Raw genomic sequence first — 19,231 nt, forward strand, 5'->3', positions numbered from 1 at the left:
CAGGAAGATTAGGTAAGTTTTAGAAATCGCCCATCCTCTTTGATTAGTTATCGGGGACTAAGTTTGGTTGGCTTTACTAGCTGACGACGCAAATTATCCAACGCTGCATTTGCACTGACATAACGAATTAAAGAACGACCCCGAATCGATCCAAATTTATGTTCAAAACTGGTTACTTCATCTCCTGGACCTGCTAAACCGATATACACTAAACCCACAGGTTTAGTATCTGTTCCCCCTGTGGGTCCAGCAATTCCTGTAATACTTAATCCCCAGGTAGTTGAGAGGTGATTTTTCACACCTCTAGCCATTTGTTCGGCTACAGTGGCACTCACTGCACCAAATTTCTCTAAATCCTCTGGGTTAACTCCTAATAATTTAACTTTGACAGAATTATCGTAGGAAATCACTCCTCCCCAAAAATAATCTGAACTACCAGAAATTTCCGTTAACATTTGTCCTAGTTCTCCCCCAGTGCAAGATTCTGCGACTGATAGGGTTTCTCTCGACTCTCGCAACAGTTTACCGACTACGGAAGCTAGATTTTCATCATCAGCACCGTAATAATCTAAACCGGCAATTTCTATCAGTTGTTTCTGAATGGGTGCAATTAAAGCCTCTGCTGTTGTTGCGTCAGTAGCTTTAGCTGAAACTCGCAATCTGACTTCTCCCTTCCCTGCATAGGGGGCTACTGTGGGATTAGTTAAGTCAAAATAAGGGGCTACTTTTTCTGCTAAAGCTGATTCTCCAATTCCCCAAAATCTTAAACTGCGGCTATAAATAATTTCTTTTCCCCAACCTTGACTTTTGAGAAATGGTACGGCTGTTTGGGTCCACATTCGATACATTTCGCTAGGAACGCCCGGAAAGGTAAAAATAGTTAATCCAGTGCGAGGTTGCCAAATTATCCCCGGTGCTGTTCCGGTGGGGTTGGGTAAAATGTCTGCTCCTTGGGGAATTAAGGCTTGTTTGCGATTATTGGCAGACATTACTCGTCCCCGTTGGGCAAATTTCTGGGCTATATCTTCAACAATATCGGCTCGTTCTACCAAAGGAACACCAAAAAAATCAGCAATGGTTTCACAGGTGAGATCATCGGGTGTGGGTCCTAAACCACCTGTAAAAATAAGAATTTTTACCCTAGAAGCAGCAATTTCTATAACTTCTTTGAGCCTCTCTGGATTATCTCCGACTACGGTTTGATAATAGTGGGGAATGCCTAACTGCGCTAACTGTTGGGCTAGATATTGGGCGTTGCTGTTGAGGATATCTCCCAGCAGCATTTCTGTACCAACACAAATAATTTCTGCACTCATGGGGATAGGAAAGAGGGAATAGGGGATATGTTTTGGATTTTAGAATAGTGATCCAAAATCCAAAATCTAAAATTCTCTACGCTAGGGCTGGTTGGGGAATTTCTAGGTGAGGATATAATGGGAAGCGATCGCACAATGCGGCTACTCTCATTAAACAGTCTTTAGTTACTGTATCTGAATCTGGTGAGAGTAAGCGATCGCTAATAATATTACCAATTTCTGTAAATTCTGCCACGCCTAAACCTCTTGTCGTCATGGCGGGAGAACCTAATCTTAAACCACTGGTAACAAAGGGTGATTCAGGATCAAATGGAACTGTATTCTTATTAGCCGTAATATTAACGGTGCTGACTAGCTGATCTCCTTTTTTCCCAGTCATGCCAATGGAGCGCAAATCTACTAACATCAAGTGATTATCTGTTCCATTAGATACTAGCTTGAGTCCTCTATTTTGCAGTTGGGTTGCTAAAGCGCGAGCATTTTCAATTACTTGCCCAGAATAGGTAGTAAACTCAGGTTTGAGAGCTTCACCAAAAGCCACGGCTTTACCAGCAATGACGTGTTCTAGTGGTCCACCTTGAGTCCCTGGGAAAACTGATTTATCGAGCTTTTTACCCAATTCGGCATCACGAGTTAAAATCAAACCACCTCTTGGACCACGTAAGGTTTTATGGGTGGTGGTGGTGACGACATCACAATAAGGTAAGGGGTTGGGATGATGACCGGTAGCGACTAAACCAGCAATGTGAGCAATATCTGCAAGTAAGTAAGCGCCAACTTCATCCGCAATGCTGCGGAATTTTTCAAAGTCAATAATTCGAGGATAGGCTGAATAACCACAAATTAAGAGTTTAGGCCGTTCTTTAAGGGCTAAATCCCGAATTTGATCATAGTCTAGTTGTTCGGTTTCTTTGCTTACGCCGTAATGACGGACTTGAAACCATTTACCAGAAACGTTGACTGGTGAACCATGAGTTAGGTGTCCTCCGTGGGACAAGTCCATACCCATAATTGTGTCCCCTGGTTTCAGCAGAGTCAGGAAGACGGCAAAATTAGCTTGTGCGCCGGAATGGGGTTGGACATTGGCATGAGCCGCGCCAAATAACTGTTTAGCCCGGTCAATGGCTATTTGTTCAATTTTGTCAACAAATTCGCAACCGCCATAGTAGCGTTTACCTGGTAATCCTTCGGCGTATTTATTGGTTAATACTGAACCTTGAGCAGCTAATACAGCAGCAGAGGTAAAGTTTTCACTAGCAATTAGTTCCAAGTGGTCACGTTGACGCTGTAGTTCTTGGTTAATTAGTTCGTTAATGGCGGGATCTGAGTTTTTTAGGAGGTCTGAGTTAGTTTTGTTCACGTTTATAATCCTTATGGAAGTTGACGAAAATGGAGATTGAGATTAAACCTAGTACCAAAGTTACAAATCAGGCAATTTGTTTATTATAGGAATTTAAGCTGAAAAGCTTTGAGAACCGGGAATGTCATCATATCGGAATTTCTCATTTTCATAAAGGTGGTAGTTTGAATTTATGTATTATTTTGTACTGAAATTCACCAAAGTCTAAGATATAGAAGATACAATAAAAGCAGATTAAATGGGTAGAATTTTTGCCCAGATCATGAATGTAGGTTGCTATATTTACGACAAGGAGGGATTTAGATGTTAGTCATTGTCATGGACAATCAGATCCTTAGCCCTGAAAAAGTTTGTCAGTCTTGTTTACTTGCAAACGGCAGCGGCCAACCCCGCTGGGGTGGAGGTAAATTGCGCTGTGGTCAAACAATTAGTAAATTTACTGAACAACAGCCTGATCAATATGAGTGTGTAATGGGTTTCCGTGTCGCCAATATAGAATAATGGTTGTTGAGCGAAGTCGAAATATTGTATTTGCCAGCAAGGTCAAGCATCTGCGTTATCCTATGCTCAATAGCTGTTGAAATTTAGCCATAGGAGAACACAAAATGTCTTGGCGCGGGTCTACAACTTTTCCTGATCGAATTCTTGCTTGTTTACCTTATTTACTGCCTTTGATTGAAGGTTTAATGTTCGGGAGCATTTTATTTAACCAGTTTCCCGTATTAAAACTGTTGTTTTTACCCCTGTTTCCTTTGCAACAAATCTACAGAAGCATACCATATGCGGGATTAATAATTTTCTTTGCTTTATGGTTGTTGGTAGTTAGAAACGAAAAAATTAGTCACTTTATTCGTTTCAACACTATGCAGGCAATTATTTTGGATATAGTCATATTCCTGTGCGTGATCTTAGTACAAATTTTAGCTCAGATGTCACAAGTTATTCCTGGTGTTAATTTTGCGTTAGAAACCTTTGCTAATACCATCTTTTTAGGAATAGTAGCAGCAGTTGTTTATTCGGTTGCTCAGTCATTAATGGGGAAGTATGCAGAAATTCCAGCAATTTCCGATGCAGTGCATATGCAGGTACGTTAGGAGCTAACGAGCAATTACATTGTTTTCTAGGCGACCGATACCTTCGATTTCTATGCGGATGCGATCGCCTATGTGTAAAGCCCCTACCCCCATAGGTGTACCAGTTAACACTATATCCCCAGGTAATAGAGTCATCACTTGACTGATGTAAGACACTAAAAAATCTGGGGAAAATACCATCTGATCAATACAGGTAGATTGGACTGGATGAGGATTGTCATTCAAAAATGTCTGTAATCTCGCTCCTGGGTTTAATTCTCGGACAATCCAAGGACCAAGGGGACAAAAAGTATCAAAACCTTTGGCTCTTGTCCATTGGGGGTCTTTTTTCTGTAAATCTCTGGCGGTGACATCATTAGCAATGGTGTAACCCCAAATTTTACTTTGGGCTGCGGCTGGGGTACAGTCACAAGTGCGATCGCCAATCACTAAGGCTAATTCTCCTTCATAGTCTACTTTTTGAGATTGGTGAGGATACTTAATTTCTCTACCTGAAGCAATTACAGATGTCGGCGGTTTGAAAAAAATTAATGGTTCAGCCGGTAGTGGTGTTCCCATTTCGGCTGCATGATCAGCATAATTTTTCCCTACCGCGACAATTTTTGAAGGCGCACAGGGAGCTAGAATTGTGTAACGGTTAGGTTCTAGGGTTAAATCTGTCGGTTGACCATCTAACCAAGGTGGAGCGTCTAGCACTTCCACATTTTGGGAAAGCTGGAGCAACCCATAGTAAATCTTCCCTTCTTGACTTTGAACTCGCACATATCGCTGCGCCATAACTTGAATCAATATCCTTAAATATGCTTTCTTTGAGCAGAATTTGGTTAATGATTTTCATCGAAAACTGGTAAGATTATAAGATAAATGCTGAAAACCTTATGACTTTAATCTAGAAATCAAGTCTAGCCGTCAGACAAATACTGCTGAAAATTGTGTTAATGTGGGATTGCTAAAAAAATGTCAAAATTCCTTGTTGCTTGAACTGTTGATCAATAAAAGTATCGCTGACAGCAATATTTGTATGAATTAACACTTCTTCAGCCATTTTGTCCATAAGGTGAATTAAAGAATATGACCACAGTTTACGAAACCATGTATATTCTCCGTCCTGATTTGGGAGATGAACAGGTAGAACAAGCGATCGCTAAATACGAAAACTTAATCCGCGAAAACGGTGCTGAGAATATTGAAATCCAAAATCGTGGCAAGCGTCGTCTAGCTTATGAAATTAAAAAGCATCGTGATGGTATTTATGTTCAACTCAACTACACAGGACCAGGAACTGTAATTGCTATCATGGAACGTGCAATGCGACTAAGCGAAGAAGTTATTCGCTATATGACAATCAAGCAAGAAATTCCTAAAGAAAAACCAGAAGAAGAAGCTGTAGCGGTTTAATCGCCACATTTACCTCGCGCCCCTTGGAAATCTCTTGAGTGATCTTTAAAGTCCCCATCTTCATCACAGTAAGGTGGGGAAGATTTTAATAAATTTGCTCAGTATGTGATATAATCGGCGCAAGTCAAAAATCAAGTATAACTAAACAACGTAAAAACTTAATTTGATTGGTTAAGTACGTCGTCTCACCTAACGGTGTTGCAGTTTAATAAAGCTAGATTTCAATCGGACTTACTACTAAACAAAAACTAATATGATACGGTAGGGCATACCGGAATTCACGCTTGGGGAGAAGATACCTCTACCTTGGTTGGAGCAATCCTGTCAAAGCAAGTAACCTTAATAAACCAAGAATCTTAGGGTCCAAAAACTCTGAGAGTGTCAATATCGCAGTTATATATAAGAGCTTTAAGTGACTGTGAGCCAATCTGATATACCAAACATCCAAGAACTGTCTACCGAAATATCTCAGTTGCAACAAGAGTTGCAATTGCGAGATCAATTAGTGCAGCAGTTATCACAAGAACTATTTCGGCTAGTCAAGGGTAATACTAACTTTACCCCACCCAAATCTGAGCCAGAGATAGATTTGAGTCAATTGCAAGCTTTAAGAGATCAACTCCAAGCTGTTGAACAGCAGGTGACGTTCTACCAAGAGCAAATTACGAATCGTGATACTGAAATTTACCAACTACGACAGTCAGTACAGGAGCTAACTGATCGGAGTAGAATGTTAGAACAAGTAGTACAGGAATTACCCCAAATTTACCGTCGTAAGTTTGAGGAACGCATGACACCAGTGCGAGATAAGGTAGCAATGTTACAACGAGAAAATCGCCAATTGCAAGCCGAGTTGCAAAGCGTGAGTTATCGTCTAGCACTCAAAAACCGCTACACCAATCATGGTGGTATTGATTTACCTACTTTTCCTCGTTCAGAAGTTACACCAAATAATCTGTCTACTCCACAAAATGCCTAAAATTTGTGAGTGTATTTGATTTCAATCAAAACTTCTATTCCGCAGAGCCTGTCTTTTTTCAGGTACTGCGGATTTTAGCTTAACAGCAAGAAGCCCCACGTCTCACTCTTAGGAGCGTGGGACGAATGAACATTTTCTGATTCTTCTAATTTATGATAGAATTCAATCGAATAGGTGTAGTCCAATTAAATGCTGAAAAGCAGCCTATTTAAATAGAAACCAATTGTTTTAAAAGAACTAAAGAACCGTGGGACACACGGTCTTAAAGCTCAGTCAATGTCTTCAAAGAAGAGTCGCTGAGAAGCCCACACTCACCCGAAGGGGAGTGTGTGGAGTATGTCACGTATTTGTCAATAACCCCACCCTGCTTCGTTGAGGATGGGGGATCTCCCGAAAAAAAGATGAAAAATTTGACAAATTAGCTTGCTAATAATAGCTGCTGATTTTCAACAGAAGTAGAAATATCTTCGTAATTTGGGAAAATTTCAAATACTGAATCTAGTTGAGTAAGTTCCAAAATCAATTTAACAGGAGCTTTAACGTTACAAAGTACCAATCGGCAACCACTTTGACGTGCTGATGTGAGTCCTTTTACCAGGGGGACTAATCCAGAACTATCCATGAAATCTACTTCTCCTAAATCTATAACCCAGAGTTGGTGATGCTGAGGTTTTATTTCAGCCATCTGTTCGCTCAAGGCCGTACCACCCTCTAAGTCTATGCTGCCTTCGGGTTTAAACAAAATCACTTGGCGTTCTTGTGTAAGAGTCATAAATTTAACTAAGTATTGAAAGATTCGAGAAAAAACCGATACTAATACTGTCCACACTTCAACAATCTATTTACAGTTTAACCTGATCTAAAAGGTTTGACCGTAATTTAGTTGAAACAATTGTCTACAGTAGCTATACCGTATAATTTTTGATTAATATTTTCAGTATATACACAATCTTTCAGTAAATTCGGTATCAAATTTATCTTTTATAAATTTCTGATCGGTTTACAAGTGATTGATAAATTATTCATAAGCTAATTTTTTGACGATTTTACAATCAAAATTCAAAACCGCAATAAATTCTTTGACACTCCCAGCCAAGACAAGCGAAGATATGTAAAAGGTAAAATTTTGTAAACTCGGTGGTGCTGGATGTCTTTTGAGCTAATTTCACTAGAAAACATCCAAGAAATTGCTCATAATTATGGTTATTTGGCAATTTTTTTAGGAATCTTGCTAGAGAATTTGGGCATTCCTCTACCTGGTGAAACCGTGACTATTGTTGGTGGTTTCCTCGCTGGTAGTAATGAACTAAATTATTGGTTGGTTCTCGGTGACGCTGTTGGTGGTGCTGTAATTGGTGGTAATTGCGGCTATTGGATTGGTCGAGTAGGTGGTTGGCCTTTCTTGCTTCAAGCTGGGAAGATTTTCCGCATCTCGGAAGTACGACTGTTGAGTATTAAAGAACAATTTACTGAAAACGCTGCTAAAGCTGTCTTTTTTGGTCGCTTTTTTGCCTTGTTGCGAATTTTTGCTGCACCACTTGCTGGGATAGCGGAAATGCCGTTTGGCAAATTCTTGATTTATAACTTAGCTGGGGCGACAGTATGGGCCAGTGTGATGGTGACTTTAGCTTTTTTTGCAGGGAGAATTATTTCTTTAGAACAATTGGTGACTTGGGTAAGTCAATTTGCGATTTTTGCTTTACTTATCTTAGTTGCTGTGATTGCGATCCCAATTTGGTGGGAGTCTCGTGCAGTTAAGGAGCAAACAGAAGAGTAGGTAATGGGTAATGGGTAATGGGTAATGGGTAATGGGTAATAAATTATTTCCAATCACCAATCACCAATTACCAATCACCTAATTATTTATTCTGTTGCGCCCAAATACGAGTAGGTAGTCCCCAAACATAGATGAAGCCTTCTGCGGCTTTGTGATCAAATTGATCATCTGCGCCGTAGGTGGCTAAGTCTGGAGTGTAGAGGGAATTATCACTCCAACGGCCAACTATGGTAGCGTTACCTTTGAATAGTTTTAACCGCACTACACCAGATACTCTCTCTTGTGTTTGTTGAATAAAGGCATCTAACGCAGCTTTAAGTGGACTGTACCAAAGTCCGTTGTATACGAGTTTGGTGTAAGTTTCTTCAATGCCTCGTTTGTACTGACTGACATCGGCTGTTAAAGTCAGGCTTTCTAAATCACGGTGGGCGTTGATCAGAACTACCATTGCTGGTGATTCGTATATTTCCCGTGATTTGATACCTACTAAGCGGTTTTCAATCATGTCAATCCGCCCAATACCATGATTTCCGACGATTTGATTGAGTTGTTCAATTAATTCGACAGGGTTTTTGGTTGTACCATTGATGGTGGTAGGAAGCCCTTTTTGGAAACCAATTTCTAAGTATTCTGGCTCATTAGGAGTGTCAGCGATCGCCTTTGTCATTTCATAGATTTCTTCTGGCGGCTCATTAGCTGGATCTTCCAATGTACCAGCTTCAATACTGCGACCAAGTAAGTTTTTATCTATACTGAAAGGAGAGGATTTTTTTACTGGTGTGGGAATCCCAAATTGCTCACCATAGGCGATAGTTTGCTCCCGACTCATTCCCCATTCTCTAGCTGGTGCAAGGATTTTGAGGTTGGGATTGAGGGCTGTACAGGAAACATCGAAGCGTACTTGATCGTTACCTTTACCTGTGCAACCGTGAGCGATCGCATCCGCACCATATTTTGCAGCCGCTTCTACTAAAATCTTCGCAATTAGAGGGCGAGCTAGTGCTGTTCCTAGAGGATAGCGATTTTCATAGAGCGCATTGGCTTGAATTGCCGGAAAAGCATACTCTCTAACAAAGATATCCTTAACATCCGCTACTAAGGATTCACTTGCACCCGATTTTAGGGCTTTTTCTCGAACTGGTTCTAATTCATCTCCCTGGCCTAAATCTGCTGCTAGGGTAATTACCTCTTCTACTCCCCACTCTTTCTTTAAGTAGGGAATGCAAACGGAAGTATCTACTCCACCAGAATATGCCAGAACAACCTTTTTTGCGCGACCCATTAGTTTCTCCACTTAGGAAAACAAAGAATGAGTCATTATTATATCTGACTACATCGTGTATATTTTACTGATGCAACAGCGATCCAAATTAAAAATTCTTTTATTCAAAATTTAAAATCAAGAAACCCTGACTTTGTGGTATTTATCATATTCTAAATATGGATAATAGTATTTTCAGTAAAACTATGTTTTTTAGTATTGTAATTCCCACTTACAATCGCTTACCAATTTTGCAAAAGTGCCTCCGCGCTTTAGAGTTACAGGAATTGAAAGATGTAACGCCCATACAAGGTTATGAAGTTGTCTTAGTGGATGATGGTTCTACCGATGGTACACTAGACTGGTTAGCAGAGCATAAACATGAGTTCCCTCATTTACGGTGTTTTGAACAGGATCATGCAGGTCCTGCTGCTGCACGGAATTTAGGAGTGAACAAAGCACTGGGAGACACGATAATTTTTATTGATAGTGATTTAGTAGTGCTGAACAGCTTTCTACAAGCTCATGCAGATGCTTTGGTTCAGGGAAAAAAGAAGTTGGAGAGTAATACATCCGATACACCAAAAGAACGTTTTTTTACTTATGGTGCAGTCATTAACACTTGCAATTTTGAAAATCCGACTGCTGAACCTTATAAAATCACAGATTTTTCCGCTGCTTTCTTTGCTACGGGTAATGTCGCTATTTCCAAACATTGGTTAGAAGCAGCCGGTTTATTTGATACTGGTTTTCAACTTTATGGTTGGGAAGATTTAGAATTAGGGGTAAGATTAAAAAAATTAGGTTTGAGTTTAATTAAATGTCCTGAAGCTGTTGGTTATCATTGGCATCCAGCCTTTAGTTTACAACAAATTCCTAAGTTAATTGATCAAGAAATCCAACGGGGACGAATGGGAGTTTTATTTTATCAAAAACATCCTACTTGGGAAGTGAAAATGATGATTCAAATGACTTGGTTTCATCGTTTATTATGGGGGATTCTTTCTTTAAATGGGGCATTGAATGAAAAAACCATGTCTCCTTTTTTGCAATGGTTAATTAATTTAGGGAAACCGCAGTTGGCTTTGGAAATTGCGCGAATTTTCTTAAATTGGTATAATGTAAAAAGTGTTTATGCTGCTTATAAGGAAATGCAGGATAAATAGGGCTTGCTGATAGTGTGGTGTAAGCCATGTAATTGACAATGCTTAATAACCCAAGTTGCTAGTCATCTAGTTAAGGCTGATGATTGGTGATTGGTAATTAGTGATAAAATATTAGTCTTGATCCTGTACTTCGACTATGGCTACGCCAAGCAGGCGATCGCTCAGTAACCTCCTGATTCTGACAATTTATCTAACTCGAACTTTACGTTAATAGAAATCTTCTTGTTAATGGTTGTAAGTCATTTCCTAATAATAGGAGATTGATATTTTCAGGAGATGTGTATTATCTTATTTATTAGCCAGTTGTCAGTTGTCAGTTGTAAATTCTTACTCTGACTTCTGACTCCTGACTTATAAACTATTAGCTAAAATCACGTAACATTTTTTTGAGTTCGAGATTGTGCATCTCTTCTTGTCCAATCATGCCACGAGCGAATTCTTCTAGGTAAATACTGGCGTTAGTGACAGTTTCTAGAAGACTTTTGTACATATCCAAAGCGTTCTTTTCATGGGATAAACTTTCTTGCAAGATGTCCTTGACATTATGTTTAAAAGTTTCTTCCATTGGGGCAATTCTCAAAGTAGGATGTCCCTCTAAACCAGTGAGAATTTCTCCTACTTGTTGAGCATGAAGTAAAGATTCTGTGGCTTGCGCTTTGAAGAATGCCACAATGGGGATACGATTGGGACCTGTCACCATTAAGGAATAATGGGTGTAGCGAACTACCCCTGCTAGTTCAAATTCCATAATGGCGTTGAGGATGTCAATGGTCTTTTTGTGATCGAGTTCTTGCATTAGTTGTTAAGTTCAGCAAAATTACAAATAGAGAGTATTTAGCTACCAATTATGAGTGAGAAGTTATACTTTTTTCAGGTTTTGAAAAACAAAACTATTCTCACTCTTAGTTTTTAACTATTTTCTCTCTTATTCACCATTTTAAACTTCTTATTCTGTACTTCCAATGGTGTGAAAATACTAACTTTGTGCTTTAGTGTTAGTTTTTCCTAGCACTTTTTGAGTATTTTCCTCTATGGTTTTCACCAACTTGGTAACATCTTCAGGAGTTTTCACTGCTTGCGCGGGTGGGATAGCAGTAGTCCAAACTTTCACCAAATCTACAAAAGCTGTATCTATGGCTTTGTGTGCTTCAGGATTTTCCTGCGCCATTTGGCTAGAAATACCTTTATATAGCAATACTATTGCCAAAACCCTGAAAACCTATTGATATCGTCACGATTTTATTGGGTTTCATACCTATTTAGGAAAATTGGCAATAGTATTGTAACATATAAGACAATCACTATGACGATTAGAAATCGCACCTACATAGACAAAACCCGCCTGCGCGGATTATTTTATATAAATATCAAACAAATTGCATTTACGAATGATATGGATAATTATCAACTGATAACCATAGGAATTTCTCTATACAAAGAAAATAAATATAGTGAAGCTATTGATTGTTTTAACCAAATTATTGCTCAAGACCAAAATTCTTCTACAGCTTATCACTATCGAGGTTTAATTTGCAGGAAACAAAGAGATGATCAAGGTGCAATTACTGATTTACAAAAAGCTGATACACTTGTAGCTGATCAAGAATATACAAATATCTGTCAAAAAATTCAGAATTTAATTGGAAAAGATTATTCGCATTCTTCTAATAATAAAAATAATGATGAATTTTCGGATATTGAATATGAAGGTACTTGGCACTTAGAACAAGAAATATATGATTTAATATCATCCGAATTAAATAAATTTGAAAATTTCCTTTCTAGCCGATTAGAAACTATTGAGTTATTGCGAAAAAAGCGGGGTGAAAATTCTCAGTTCAATCAGGAAAAATTAGAAAGTAAACACTTACCTATATATAATTCTCATGAAGAAATTGCTCAAGCTATGGGAATTAGTGTTAAAGGATTGCGATTTCTGGCTTTTTCCCGCAAAGATAATCACTACATTCGGTTTCAAATACCCAAAAAACCGAGTGGATATCGGCAAATTTCCGCACCAAAAAAATTATTAAAAAAAGCTCAAAATTGGATTCTTGATAATATTCTCGAAAAGCTAGAATTACATAATGCTGCTCACGGTTTCCGTCTGAAATACTCTATAGTTACAAATGCACAGATTCATGTAGGTAAGGAAGTAATTATTAATATTGATCTCAAAGATTTTTTTCCTTCAATTTCTTATAAACGAATTAAGGGACTTTTTAAATCCTTTGGATATTCAGAAACAGCCTCAACAATTTTCGCTTTAATTTGCACAGAACCGAAAATTAAAGAAGTTGAAATAAACGGACAAATTAATAGTCTACTATCATGGACAGATCGTTATTTACCCCAAGGCGCACCAAGTAGCCCAGCAATTACAAATATTCTTTGTCGTAGGTTAGATAGAAGATTAAATTTTATGGCTAAACAATATGGTTTTGATTATAGTCGCTATGCTGATGATTTAACTTTTTCTGCTTCTGGTGAAAGTCTTGTGAATATCAATAATATTCTAAAACTTACCAATTTGATTGTTAAAAAAGAAGACTTTGAAATTAATGAAAATAAAACTAGGGTAGTTCGCAATTATCGCAGACAGGAAGTAACGGGTTTAATCGTTAATGAAAAACTTAATATTTCTAGAGATAAACTTAAAACTTTTCGTGCGGTTCTTTATAAAATTGAAAAAGATGGTTTGCAAAATTATACTTGGGGACAGTCTCAGGATATTATTGCCGCAATTGAAGGTTTTGCTAATTTTGTGGCTATGGTAAATCCAGAAAAAGGTGGTAAATTTATAGAACAAATACACCGAATTAAAGAAAAATATGTCCGTAAACGGGAAAAAGTTGTATTAGTTTATCAAGAGTTTTTGACTCAATCTAATATTCTAAAACAGATTAATGATAAACTTCGAGCAGTGAGATTTAATAAAATTAAGAAACGGCAATATCTGCAAGAAACTTATAATAAAAAATATCTTCAAGAATTAGCAGCCGAAGAACTATTAGACTTTTTACATTTCTTGATAAATTGGCAACCAGAACAATTCTCTTTTGATGACACAGATGATCCTCCTTTCTAAAAAACTTGCTTTTTATACATTCAATGTTTTATACTTTAATTATCACGCGCCATTGTCAAAAGGTACAACAGCCTTGCATTTTTGGGTGGTGGAGCGCCGCCCTCTGTTTTCAAGCTAATTCTTAGTCGCCTGGCTATCGCCTTCGGTGAGTCAGTATGTACTTTACCACGATCAAAACTTCCTGTGTACGGAAGTGAAATCTAATGTGGTTTTTTATGGGGGCTACGCCCTATGATGAGAGTACGGGATACTATGTTGCCTTCGGGCTAACGAAGGGGCAACCTAAAAACAGTGTCGCGTGATATTTTTTTAAATATTTATGTTAACAATTGAAATTTAATTAACTAACAGCAAAATCCGTATATTGTCGGACAGAAGGCAATTGAAAACCTAAAACAATATCTTCTTTTGGTACACCTAATTCAACCAATTCATTGGCAATTCCTACCTCTGTACCATCTTGCTGAATCCAGATTTTATCATCAATAATATCGAGATGTAAAACAGGTCCATAAATACGATTTTGATCACGCCAACCCACATAAATTAATTGATAATGGTTATTTTCAATATCAAAAATTGTCTGTGCTTGAATGCGTTTATCCCAGACCATACTAGCGTGTTGTTTCAGTAAATTCTGAATATATTGCTGATATTCTGCTAATTTTGCCATTTTGATATTACCTCCTGTTCAATATTATAAACTACTAAACAAAGTTGATTTGTTTTAATAACTGATTGAATAAAAGGCAGTATAAAAAATTCATAGTTACTTATATATTAACATTTGACAGTTGTAATAAAAACTAAAAATCCATATTGTATGTCTACCTAATTCAGGCTTAAATTACCAAAGCTTCAGATTCCTAATTTCTTCAAGCAGTTAGAATTATGAGATTATGTCATAAAGATTTATAAATGTTAACGATTGAAAAAATAAATATATAATTTGATGTATTTTTTATTATAAATAAAACCTAAAAAAAAGCCAAAAACATCTGCCAATAAGGCATTGTAAAAAGAGGTAAATTTTAGTTTGCTATTAATTTTGTTAGTCGTTATATTGCTTAAATTAGTCTGCAAAAAAACACATTAAAAAATACAGGGTCTCATGCACATACCAGATGGATTTGTTTCAGTACCAGTAGCAGCAGTTACCAGTTTAGCTAGTGCAGCCGCTTTATTTGTTTCTTTTGAGCGATCGCAAACAGCTTTTGGCATTCGTCGCGCCCCCATCCTTGGGTTAACCACCGCCTTTATATTTGCAGCCCAAATGATTAATTTTCCCGTAGCGGGAGGTACTAGTGGACACTTGTGCGGTAGTGCTTTAGCGGCGATTATTTTGGGTAGTCCTTGGGCGGGAATGCTATGTATAGCAACAGTTTTAATTATTCAAGCAGTGCTATTTGCTGATGGTGGAATTACTGCCTTGGGTGCAAATATTTTAAATCTGGGAGTAATTGGTGTTTGGGTAGCTTGGGGATTAACCCAAACCTTACAAAGACTACTTGGTGGTTCTAAAGGACGTTTACCCCTAGCAGCCGGAATTGCTGCTGGTGTGAGTGTAGTTGTCGCGGCGATCGCTTGTGCCATTGAACTAGCCCTTTCAGGAACAGCACCAGCTAACCTGGTTTTACCCACCATGGCAGGTGTACATATTTTAATTGGTGTTGGTGAAGGATTGATTACTGGGGGTGTATTGACTTATTTAGCCACAGCCCGTCCAGATTTGTTACCAGGTGAAGAAGAAAAATTTAAAGGCTGGTTAGTACCTGTTGTGAGTATTATTCTTGTAGCGGGTGTGTTGTCCCTATTTGCTTCCGCTTGGCCTGATGGGTTGGAAAGAGTCGCAGAAAACATGGGTTTTATTAACTTAGCTGAAGAAGTCAGAATAGAAGTACCCACGCCCTTTGCTGATTACAGTATTCAAGGTTTGGAACAAATAGGTACGAGTATTGCGGGTTTGATAGGTGCTACAGCTTGCTTTGGTGTAGCCTTTGGAATTGCCAAAGTGATGAAACCGAAAAATGCTTAAAATTTCCTTGCCATTACGCTTGCAATTATCGCTCATTATTGTGATTGGGGCGGCTTTTTTAAAGCATTATAGTTGGTCTAATTTGCTTGTGTATGGAGCGATCGCACTTTTGTGGGTGGGCATTTTAAAAGTCCCCATTCGCAAATTAGGGGGTTTGCTGGGTGCAGAATTCATTTTTCTCTCCTTGGTAGCTTTACCTTTGGGATGGGAAAAGGCTAGTTTTTTACTCGTGCGATCGCTAATCTGTTTAATTACCATGAACAGTTTTTTATTAACCTTACCCCCCCACAGTTTAGGCATTGCTCTGAAAAACTTACCACTACCTGCACCATTAAAGGAAAACCTGATTTTGGCAGGACAATATTTAGAAATTTTGCTCTCAGAAGTCACCCGGATGCAGCGCAGCGCCCAATTACGCGGTTTAAATGGGACTACAGGATGGCTACGCTACGCCAGTGCCTCGATGATTGGGGCTTTGTATCTCCGCACCTTAGATAGAGCCGAAAGGGTTTACGCTGCCATGATCACTCGTGGATATAACGGACAATTACCCATAGATTCCACCCTGAAACCGAAAGAACGCTTTATCTTGTTAATAGCTGGGGTAACAGCTACTTGTTTAACCCTAAGTTCCTACCTTACTGTTATTTGAGTGGTGAATCTTGACATCCTTAATTTCTAAACCCCAAATTGCTATCTCTCAACCGCATACTAATGTAGTTGAGGTACAAAATCTGGTGTATGCCTATTCACACCAGCAACCCGTATTACAAGAAATTTCTTTCACCTTGAGAACAGGCGATCGCGTGGCTTTAATGGGTGCTACTGGTTCAGGAAAAAGCACTTTACTAGAAAACCTGATCGGCTTAAAACAACCCCAAAGCGGTAAAGTCTGGATTAATGGTATACCCATCTCACCAAATACCCTGCCGCAAATTAGACAACAAATTGGTTTTAGCTTTCAAGACGCTAACGATCAATTATTTATGCCCACAATCCTTGAAGATATTACCTTTGGTCCCCTTAACTATGGTGTTTCATCCATAGCTGCCAAAGAAAAAGCCCATCAACTATTAGCTGACTTTGGACTAGAAGCCTACGCCCACCGTTCCGCTCATGAACTTTCTGGAGGACAAAGACGTTTAGCCGCCCTCGCCGCCGTTTTAGCCCTAGATCCGGCAATTCTCATCTTAGACGAACCAACCAACGGACTTGATCCAGCCTGGCGACGACATTTAGCCCAAGTATTATTAAAATTACCCATACAGGTGATGTTAATAGCCTCTCATGATCTCCATTGGCTAGGAAGAGTTACCCAACGAGCTTTAGTTCTATCTACTGGTAAAATCCAAATAGACGGCGATATTCAAACACTCTTGCAAGATGGAACAACTTTAGATAGGTTAGGGTTGCCGGTAGATTGGTAAACTGAATAAAGACAAAAATTCCTAATTGCATGACAAGAAAGGAATTTTGGTTAATATGAATGGGATTTTATTGCGCTTGGGATGTTAATGTTGTTTTCCCGTTTTACAGTTATTGCTCCTGTTAGCTTGAGCATTGCTTTATTCATTAGTAGTTGCAGCGAGAGTAAAATCTCCCAATGTCAGCGATTAATTACTGTTGTCAATGAGGGTACATCACTGATTGATACAAAAAAAGGTCAGCAGGTATCAACGAGCTTGCAATTATCTAAAGACCTGAAAAATGTGACCAAATCTATTCAGGAATTAAATTTAAAAGACCCCGAACTCAAAGAATTTGAACTCAGTTTTATCAAAATTTTTGATAAGCTTAGTGAAGCGATCGCCAAAGCTTCCAATGCTCTTGGGGACACTAAAACAGCCGAAGCATCATCAGATGGTAGGATAAAAATTGAAAAAGCTAGAAAAGAAATTGATTCTGCACTAACTACCGCAGCTAAAACTGCTGGCAAGGAATCAGATGCTTTAGGGGTTAAGTTAAATAGCTATTGCAGCCAGCCTCAATAGCCAAATATATTGTAGAGACGTTCCCTAGCACGTCTCTACATTGTTTTCAACCCATGTTTATTATCGAGAAGCAACTTGTGGATCTGCCCAAATTCCGGATCTTTCACCAAAAGTTACAGGTTGATCTCCCTCGGCTGAAATATCTACAGTCCTACCATCATTAGCCACTTGTACTAAAGGCCAATTTTCTTCACCTAGTTCACCAGCACGGAATAATACACTATTGGGCTGCTTTTTACTCCAGCCTAACAATATTGATATTTTTTCGTGATCATCTGGCGATTCTACAGGATGAACTACATTGATATTATCTTGTTGACGATTCCAAATTACAGCCTCGTCTGTAGCATCTGCTGTATTGAAAATCGCTACAAATTTACGTGCTAGGAAGCGATCGCCTTTTTCAGACCAGCTAACAGGCACGAATACCCCAATTTTACCATTATTATCAACTTCTTCCGCTAAACTTGCCTGTTTATTTAATAGGGGATCAATTACCATACCCGTTGATGTCATCACCCGTAGCTTTTTAGTTTGTCTATCTTCCATAAACAACACACTATTAACGCGGCTATTGTGCATTTCTGGTTTAACTTCCATTTGCACTCGGCTATACATCGCATATCTACCATCAGGAGAAATTACGGGGATACTGCGATAGTAGCGGACACCAGAAACACCTTGGCCACCAACCGTTTCCTGTGTTGCCATAATCCATTGCCAAGGGATGGGATGGGGACTACCTATAGGATCTACTTGTGTTATTTCTGACTCGTTTTGCTGTTCAGTTACAGTTATTTCTTTGTTTCTATTCTGTGATGATTCATTTCTACCAGGTGTAACTTTGACTGTTGCCAATACTGTAGATAAAGAACTCTCATTAATTGCCGTCTTTAATTCATCTTGTTCTTTCGCGGTTTTTAATCTTTGGATCAAATCCACTTGATGATCCGATTTTTGTTGTTGATATTGTGCAGTATCAACTGATGATGCAGCTTTAATAAAAACATGATTCTCTACAATTGGAGGATTCTCTACTTCTGCCCCTAAAACCACCTGATTAGCTGGTAAAGATTGTATTCCCTCACCAATAGAGATTTTTCCAGTTTGAGAGTTAACTTCAGCAAATTGTAAATTCAGTTTGCCACTAGTAGCACTTTCTGCCAGATTTGTATTGAATGTTCCATTTCCCGCACTAACATTTGCTACTTCGGATTGTTTGGCTAAAGTAGCATGAATAGACTTTCCCGCGAAGGGTGAAATGACGATAATAATGGCAATGTACTTGAGAAATGGTTGAACACGAAACCATCCTGACACCAAAAGGGGTTTAAGCATGATGAGACTCTCTAGGGGGGCAGTTGCTAAGTGCGGGCAGTATTTATACGGGAATGGAAAAAGCTATGACTATATGTATACCAATAAACCAAAAGCTTTTACGAGATAATTTATTCAAATTTTGCAATTGCTTTACAAAAGTTTTAGTGTCACCGTTCACACCTTCATAATCTTTACTTAATGTAGATAAGTCCGTTATTTAACTTAACAGTTAGTTACATCTGTTAATAAATACCATCATTCATGCTGTACTAAAGTATACTTGTACCCAAAACTAATTTTGAATATAGATATGTCTATGACAAGCATAATTGAGTTTTTACTGGACTAAAATTAGTAGCCAATACTTCGAGAATCTATTGAAAGTAACCGTAGCTTAACTTAACTAAAAACAGGTTTCTCCGTTTTGAGTTAACTGTCACAGCACA

At 38.5% G+C, this 19,231-nt stretch carries 19 protein-coding genes and 1 pseudogene; 11 read left to right on the plus strand and 9 right to left on the minus strand.

The features are described 5' to 3' along the window. Positions 1-47 precede the first annotated feature (47 nt). Positions 48-1,316 (minus strand): competence/damage-inducible protein A, encoded by a 1,269-nt coding sequence (locus FJR38_RS14000; protein WP_168537671.1) that lies wholly within the window; start codon positions 1,314-1,316, stop codon positions 48-50. 76 nt (positions 1,317-1,392) lie between these two features. After that, positions 1,393-2,676, minus strand: a complete 1,284-nt coding sequence (gene glyA / locus FJR38_RS14005) for a serine hydroxymethyltransferase (protein ID WP_168493978.1) — start codon at positions 2,674-2,676, stop codon at positions 1,393-1,395. A gap of 303 nt (positions 2,677-2,979) precedes the next feature. Between glyA and FJR38_RS14010 the strand changes: the two genes are divergently transcribed. Then, positions 2,980-3,177, plus strand: coding sequence for a hypothetical protein (locus tag FJR38_RS14010; protein ID WP_168493980.1), 198 nt, complete (start codon positions 2,980-2,982; stop codon positions 3,175-3,177). Between the two features lie 104 nt (positions 3,178-3,281). Beyond that, positions 3,282-3,770, plus strand: a complete 489-nt coding sequence (locus FJR38_RS14015; RefSeq protein ID WP_168493982.1) for a Tic20 family protein — start codon at positions 3,282-3,284, stop codon at positions 3,768-3,770. A gap of 3 nt (positions 3,771-3,773) precedes the next feature. On the opposite strand, the gene FJR38_RS14020 is transcribed toward FJR38_RS14015, so the two are convergent. Next, the gene (locus FJR38_RS14020; RefSeq protein WP_168493983.1) at positions 3,774-4,547 is read right to left on the minus strand and encodes a fumarylacetoacetate hydrolase family protein; all 774 of its coding nucleotides are present in this window, start codon (positions 4,545-4,547) and stop codon (positions 3,774-3,776) included. A 294-nt stretch (positions 4,548-4,841) separates the two neighbouring features. On the opposite strand from FJR38_RS14020, the gene rpsF reads away from it, so the two are divergent. Continuing rightward, positions 4,842-5,168: a 30S ribosomal protein S6 gene (rpsF, locus tag FJR38_RS14025; protein ID WP_168493985.1), complete on the plus strand. Its 327-nt coding sequence runs from the start codon at positions 4,842-4,844 to the stop codon at positions 5,166-5,168. Positions 5,169-5,586: 418 nt separating this feature from the next. After that, entirely contained in the window at positions 5,587-6,147 is a 561-nt protein-coding gene (locus FJR38_RS14030; RefSeq protein ID WP_168493987.1) for an Npun_F5560 family protein, read from the plus strand. A 418-nt stretch (positions 6,148-6,565) separates the two neighbouring features. Here FJR38_RS14030 and FJR38_RS14035 read toward each other — a convergent pair whose 3' ends face one another. Further along, on the minus strand, positions 6,566-6,919 hold the full coding sequence (locus FJR38_RS14035) for an STAS domain-containing protein (protein WP_168537673.1): 354 nt from the start codon (positions 6,917-6,919) through the stop codon (positions 6,566-6,568). 375 nt (positions 6,920-7,294) lie between these two features. On the opposite strand from FJR38_RS14035, the gene FJR38_RS14040 reads away from it, so the two are divergent. Continuing rightward, entirely contained in the window at positions 7,295-7,924 is a 630-nt protein-coding gene (locus tag FJR38_RS14040; RefSeq protein ID WP_168493990.1) for a DedA family protein, read from the plus strand. An 82-nt stretch (positions 7,925-8,006) separates the two neighbouring features. Here FJR38_RS14040 and FJR38_RS14045 read toward each other — a convergent pair whose 3' ends face one another. Further along, positions 8,007-9,206 (minus strand): argininosuccinate synthase, encoded by a 1,200-nt coding sequence (locus FJR38_RS14045; RefSeq protein ID WP_168493992.1) that lies wholly within the window; start codon positions 9,204-9,206, stop codon positions 8,007-8,009. 185 nt (positions 9,207-9,391) lie between these two features. Here FJR38_RS14045 and FJR38_RS14050 point away from each other — a divergent pair, with 185 nt between their 5' ends. After that, a complete protein-coding gene (locus tag FJR38_RS14050) occupies positions 9,392-10,351 on the plus strand; it encodes a glycosyltransferase family 2 protein (protein WP_371418207.1) in 960 nt (319 codons plus the stop codon). A gap of 361 nt (positions 10,352-10,712) precedes the next feature. Here the strand turns inward: FJR38_RS14050 and FJR38_RS14055 are convergent, their stop codons facing one another. Together FJR38_RS14055 and FJR38_RS14060 are read right to left on the minus strand one after the other, a co-directional pair. Continuing rightward, the gene (locus FJR38_RS14055; protein ID WP_168493996.1) at positions 10,713-11,147 is read right to left on the minus strand and encodes a bacterioferritin; all 435 of its coding nucleotides are present in this window, start codon (positions 11,145-11,147) and stop codon (positions 10,713-10,715) included. Between the two features lie 180 nt (positions 11,148-11,327). Then, positions 11,328-11,543 (minus strand): annotated as a pseudogene (locus FJR38_RS14060) (helix-hairpin-helix domain-containing protein); the annotation flags it as partial. 111 nt (positions 11,544-11,654) lie between these two features. On the opposite strand from FJR38_RS14060, the gene FJR38_RS14065 reads away from it, so the two are divergent. Continuing rightward, positions 11,655-13,439 carry a reverse transcriptase family protein gene (locus FJR38_RS14065; RefSeq protein ID WP_254449461.1) on the plus strand — a complete coding sequence of 595 codons (1,785 nt, stop codon included), beginning with the start codon at positions 11,655-11,657 and terminating at the stop codon, positions 13,437-13,439. A 340-nt stretch (positions 13,440-13,779) separates the two neighbouring features. Here the strand turns inward: FJR38_RS14065 and FJR38_RS14070 are convergent, their stop codons facing one another. Further along, on the minus strand, positions 13,780-14,112 hold the full coding sequence (locus FJR38_RS14070; protein WP_168537677.1) for a XisI protein: 333 nt from the start codon (positions 14,110-14,112) through the stop codon (positions 13,780-13,782). 438 nt (positions 14,113-14,550) lie between these two features. Here FJR38_RS14070 and FJR38_RS14075 point away from each other — a divergent pair, with 438 nt between their 5' ends. The 4 genes from FJR38_RS14075 (at position 14,551) to FJR38_RS14090 (ending at position 17,465) form a co-directional block, all read left to right on the plus strand. Further along, positions 14,551-15,474, plus strand: a complete 924-nt coding sequence (locus tag FJR38_RS14075) for an energy-coupling factor ABC transporter permease (RefSeq protein WP_168537679.1) — start codon at positions 14,551-14,553, stop codon at positions 15,472-15,474. Further along, positions 15,467-16,126 (plus strand): energy-coupling factor transporter transmembrane protein EcfT, encoded by a 660-nt coding sequence (locus FJR38_RS14080; RefSeq protein ID WP_168494003.1) that lies wholly within the window; start codon positions 15,467-15,469, stop codon positions 16,124-16,126. The genes FJR38_RS14075 and FJR38_RS14080 overlap by 8 nt, the downstream gene beginning before the upstream one ends. 10 nt (positions 16,127-16,136) lie before the next feature. Further along, on the plus strand, positions 16,137-16,901 hold the full coding sequence (locus FJR38_RS14085; protein ID WP_168537681.1) for an energy-coupling factor ABC transporter ATP-binding protein: 765 nt from the start codon (positions 16,137-16,139) through the stop codon (positions 16,899-16,901). Positions 16,902-16,982: 81 nt separating this feature from the next. Then, positions 16,983-17,465 (plus strand): hypothetical protein, encoded by a 483-nt coding sequence (locus FJR38_RS14090; RefSeq protein ID WP_168537683.1) that lies wholly within the window; start codon positions 16,983-16,985, stop codon positions 17,463-17,465. A 60-nt stretch (positions 17,466-17,525) separates the two neighbouring features. Here the strand turns inward: FJR38_RS14090 and FJR38_RS14095 are convergent, their stop codons facing one another. Continuing rightward, entirely contained in the window at positions 17,526-18,803 is a 1,278-nt protein-coding gene (locus tag FJR38_RS14095) for a hypothetical protein (protein WP_168494008.1), read from the minus strand. Positions 18,804-19,231: the final 428 nt, after the last annotated feature.

The organism is Anabaena sp. UHCC 0253 (assembly GCF_009712085.1).
GTDB lineage: Bacteria > Cyanobacteriota > Cyanobacteriia > Cyanobacteriales > Nostocaceae > Dolichospermum.

Bases quoted from the DNA above. Each gene is read 5' to 3' on its own strand.
- FJR38_RS14050 (WP_371418207.1), top strand. From the start codon at position 9,392: ATGTTTTTTAGTATTGTAATTCCCACTTACAATCGCTTACCAATTTTG.
- FJR38_RS14070 (WP_168537677.1), bottom strand. From the start codon at position 14,112: ATGGCAAAATTAGCAGAATATCAGCAATATATTCAGAATTTACTGAAA.
- FJR38_RS14065 (WP_254449461.1), top strand. From the start codon at position 11,655: ATGACGATTAGAAATCGCACCTACATAGACAAAACCCGCCTGCGCGGA.
- FJR38_RS14045 (WP_168493992.1), bottom strand. From the start codon at position 9,206: ATGGGTCGCGCAAAAAAGGTTGTTCTGGCATATTCTGGTGGAGTAGAT.
- FJR38_RS14040 (WP_168493990.1), top strand. From the start codon at position 7,295: ATGTCTTTTGAGCTAATTTCACTAGAAAACATCCAAGAAATTGCTCAT.
- FJR38_RS14095 (WP_168494008.1), bottom strand. From the start codon at position 18,803: ATGCTTAAACCCCTTTTGGTGTCAGGATGGTTTCGTGTTCAACCATTT.
- FJR38_RS14075 (WP_168537679.1), top strand. From the start codon at position 14,551: ATGCACATACCAGATGGATTTGTTTCAGTACCAGTAGCAGCAGTTACC.
- FJR38_RS14000 (WP_168537671.1), bottom strand. From the start codon at position 1,316: ATGAGTGCAGAAATTATTTGTGTTGGTACAGAAATGCTGCTGGGAGAT.
- FJR38_RS14055 (WP_168493996.1), bottom strand. From the start codon at position 11,147: ATGCAAGAACTCGATCACAAAAAGACCATTGACATCCTCAACGCCATT.
- FJR38_RS14090 (WP_168537683.1), top strand. From the start codon at position 16,983: ATGTTAATGTTGTTTTCCCGTTTTACAGTTATTGCTCCTGTTAGCTTG.
- FJR38_RS14080 (WP_168494003.1), top strand. From the start codon at position 15,467: ATGCTTAAAATTTCCTTGCCATTACGCTTGCAATTATCGCTCATTATT.
- FJR38_RS14010 (WP_168493980.1), top strand. From the start codon at position 2,980: ATGTTAGTCATTGTCATGGACAATCAGATCCTTAGCCCTGAAAAAGTT.
- FJR38_RS14015 (WP_168493982.1), top strand. From the start codon at position 3,282: ATGTCTTGGCGCGGGTCTACAACTTTTCCTGATCGAATTCTTGCTTGT.
- FJR38_RS14020 (WP_168493983.1), bottom strand. From the start codon at position 4,547: ATGGCGCAGCGATATGTGCGAGTTCAAAGTCAAGAAGGGAAGATTTAC.
- rpsF (WP_168493985.1), top strand. From the start codon at position 4,842: ATGACCACAGTTTACGAAACCATGTATATTCTCCGTCCTGATTTGGGA.
- FJR38_RS14035 (WP_168537673.1), bottom strand. From the start codon at position 6,919: ATGACTCTTACACAAGAACGCCAAGTGATTTTGTTTAAACCCGAAGGC.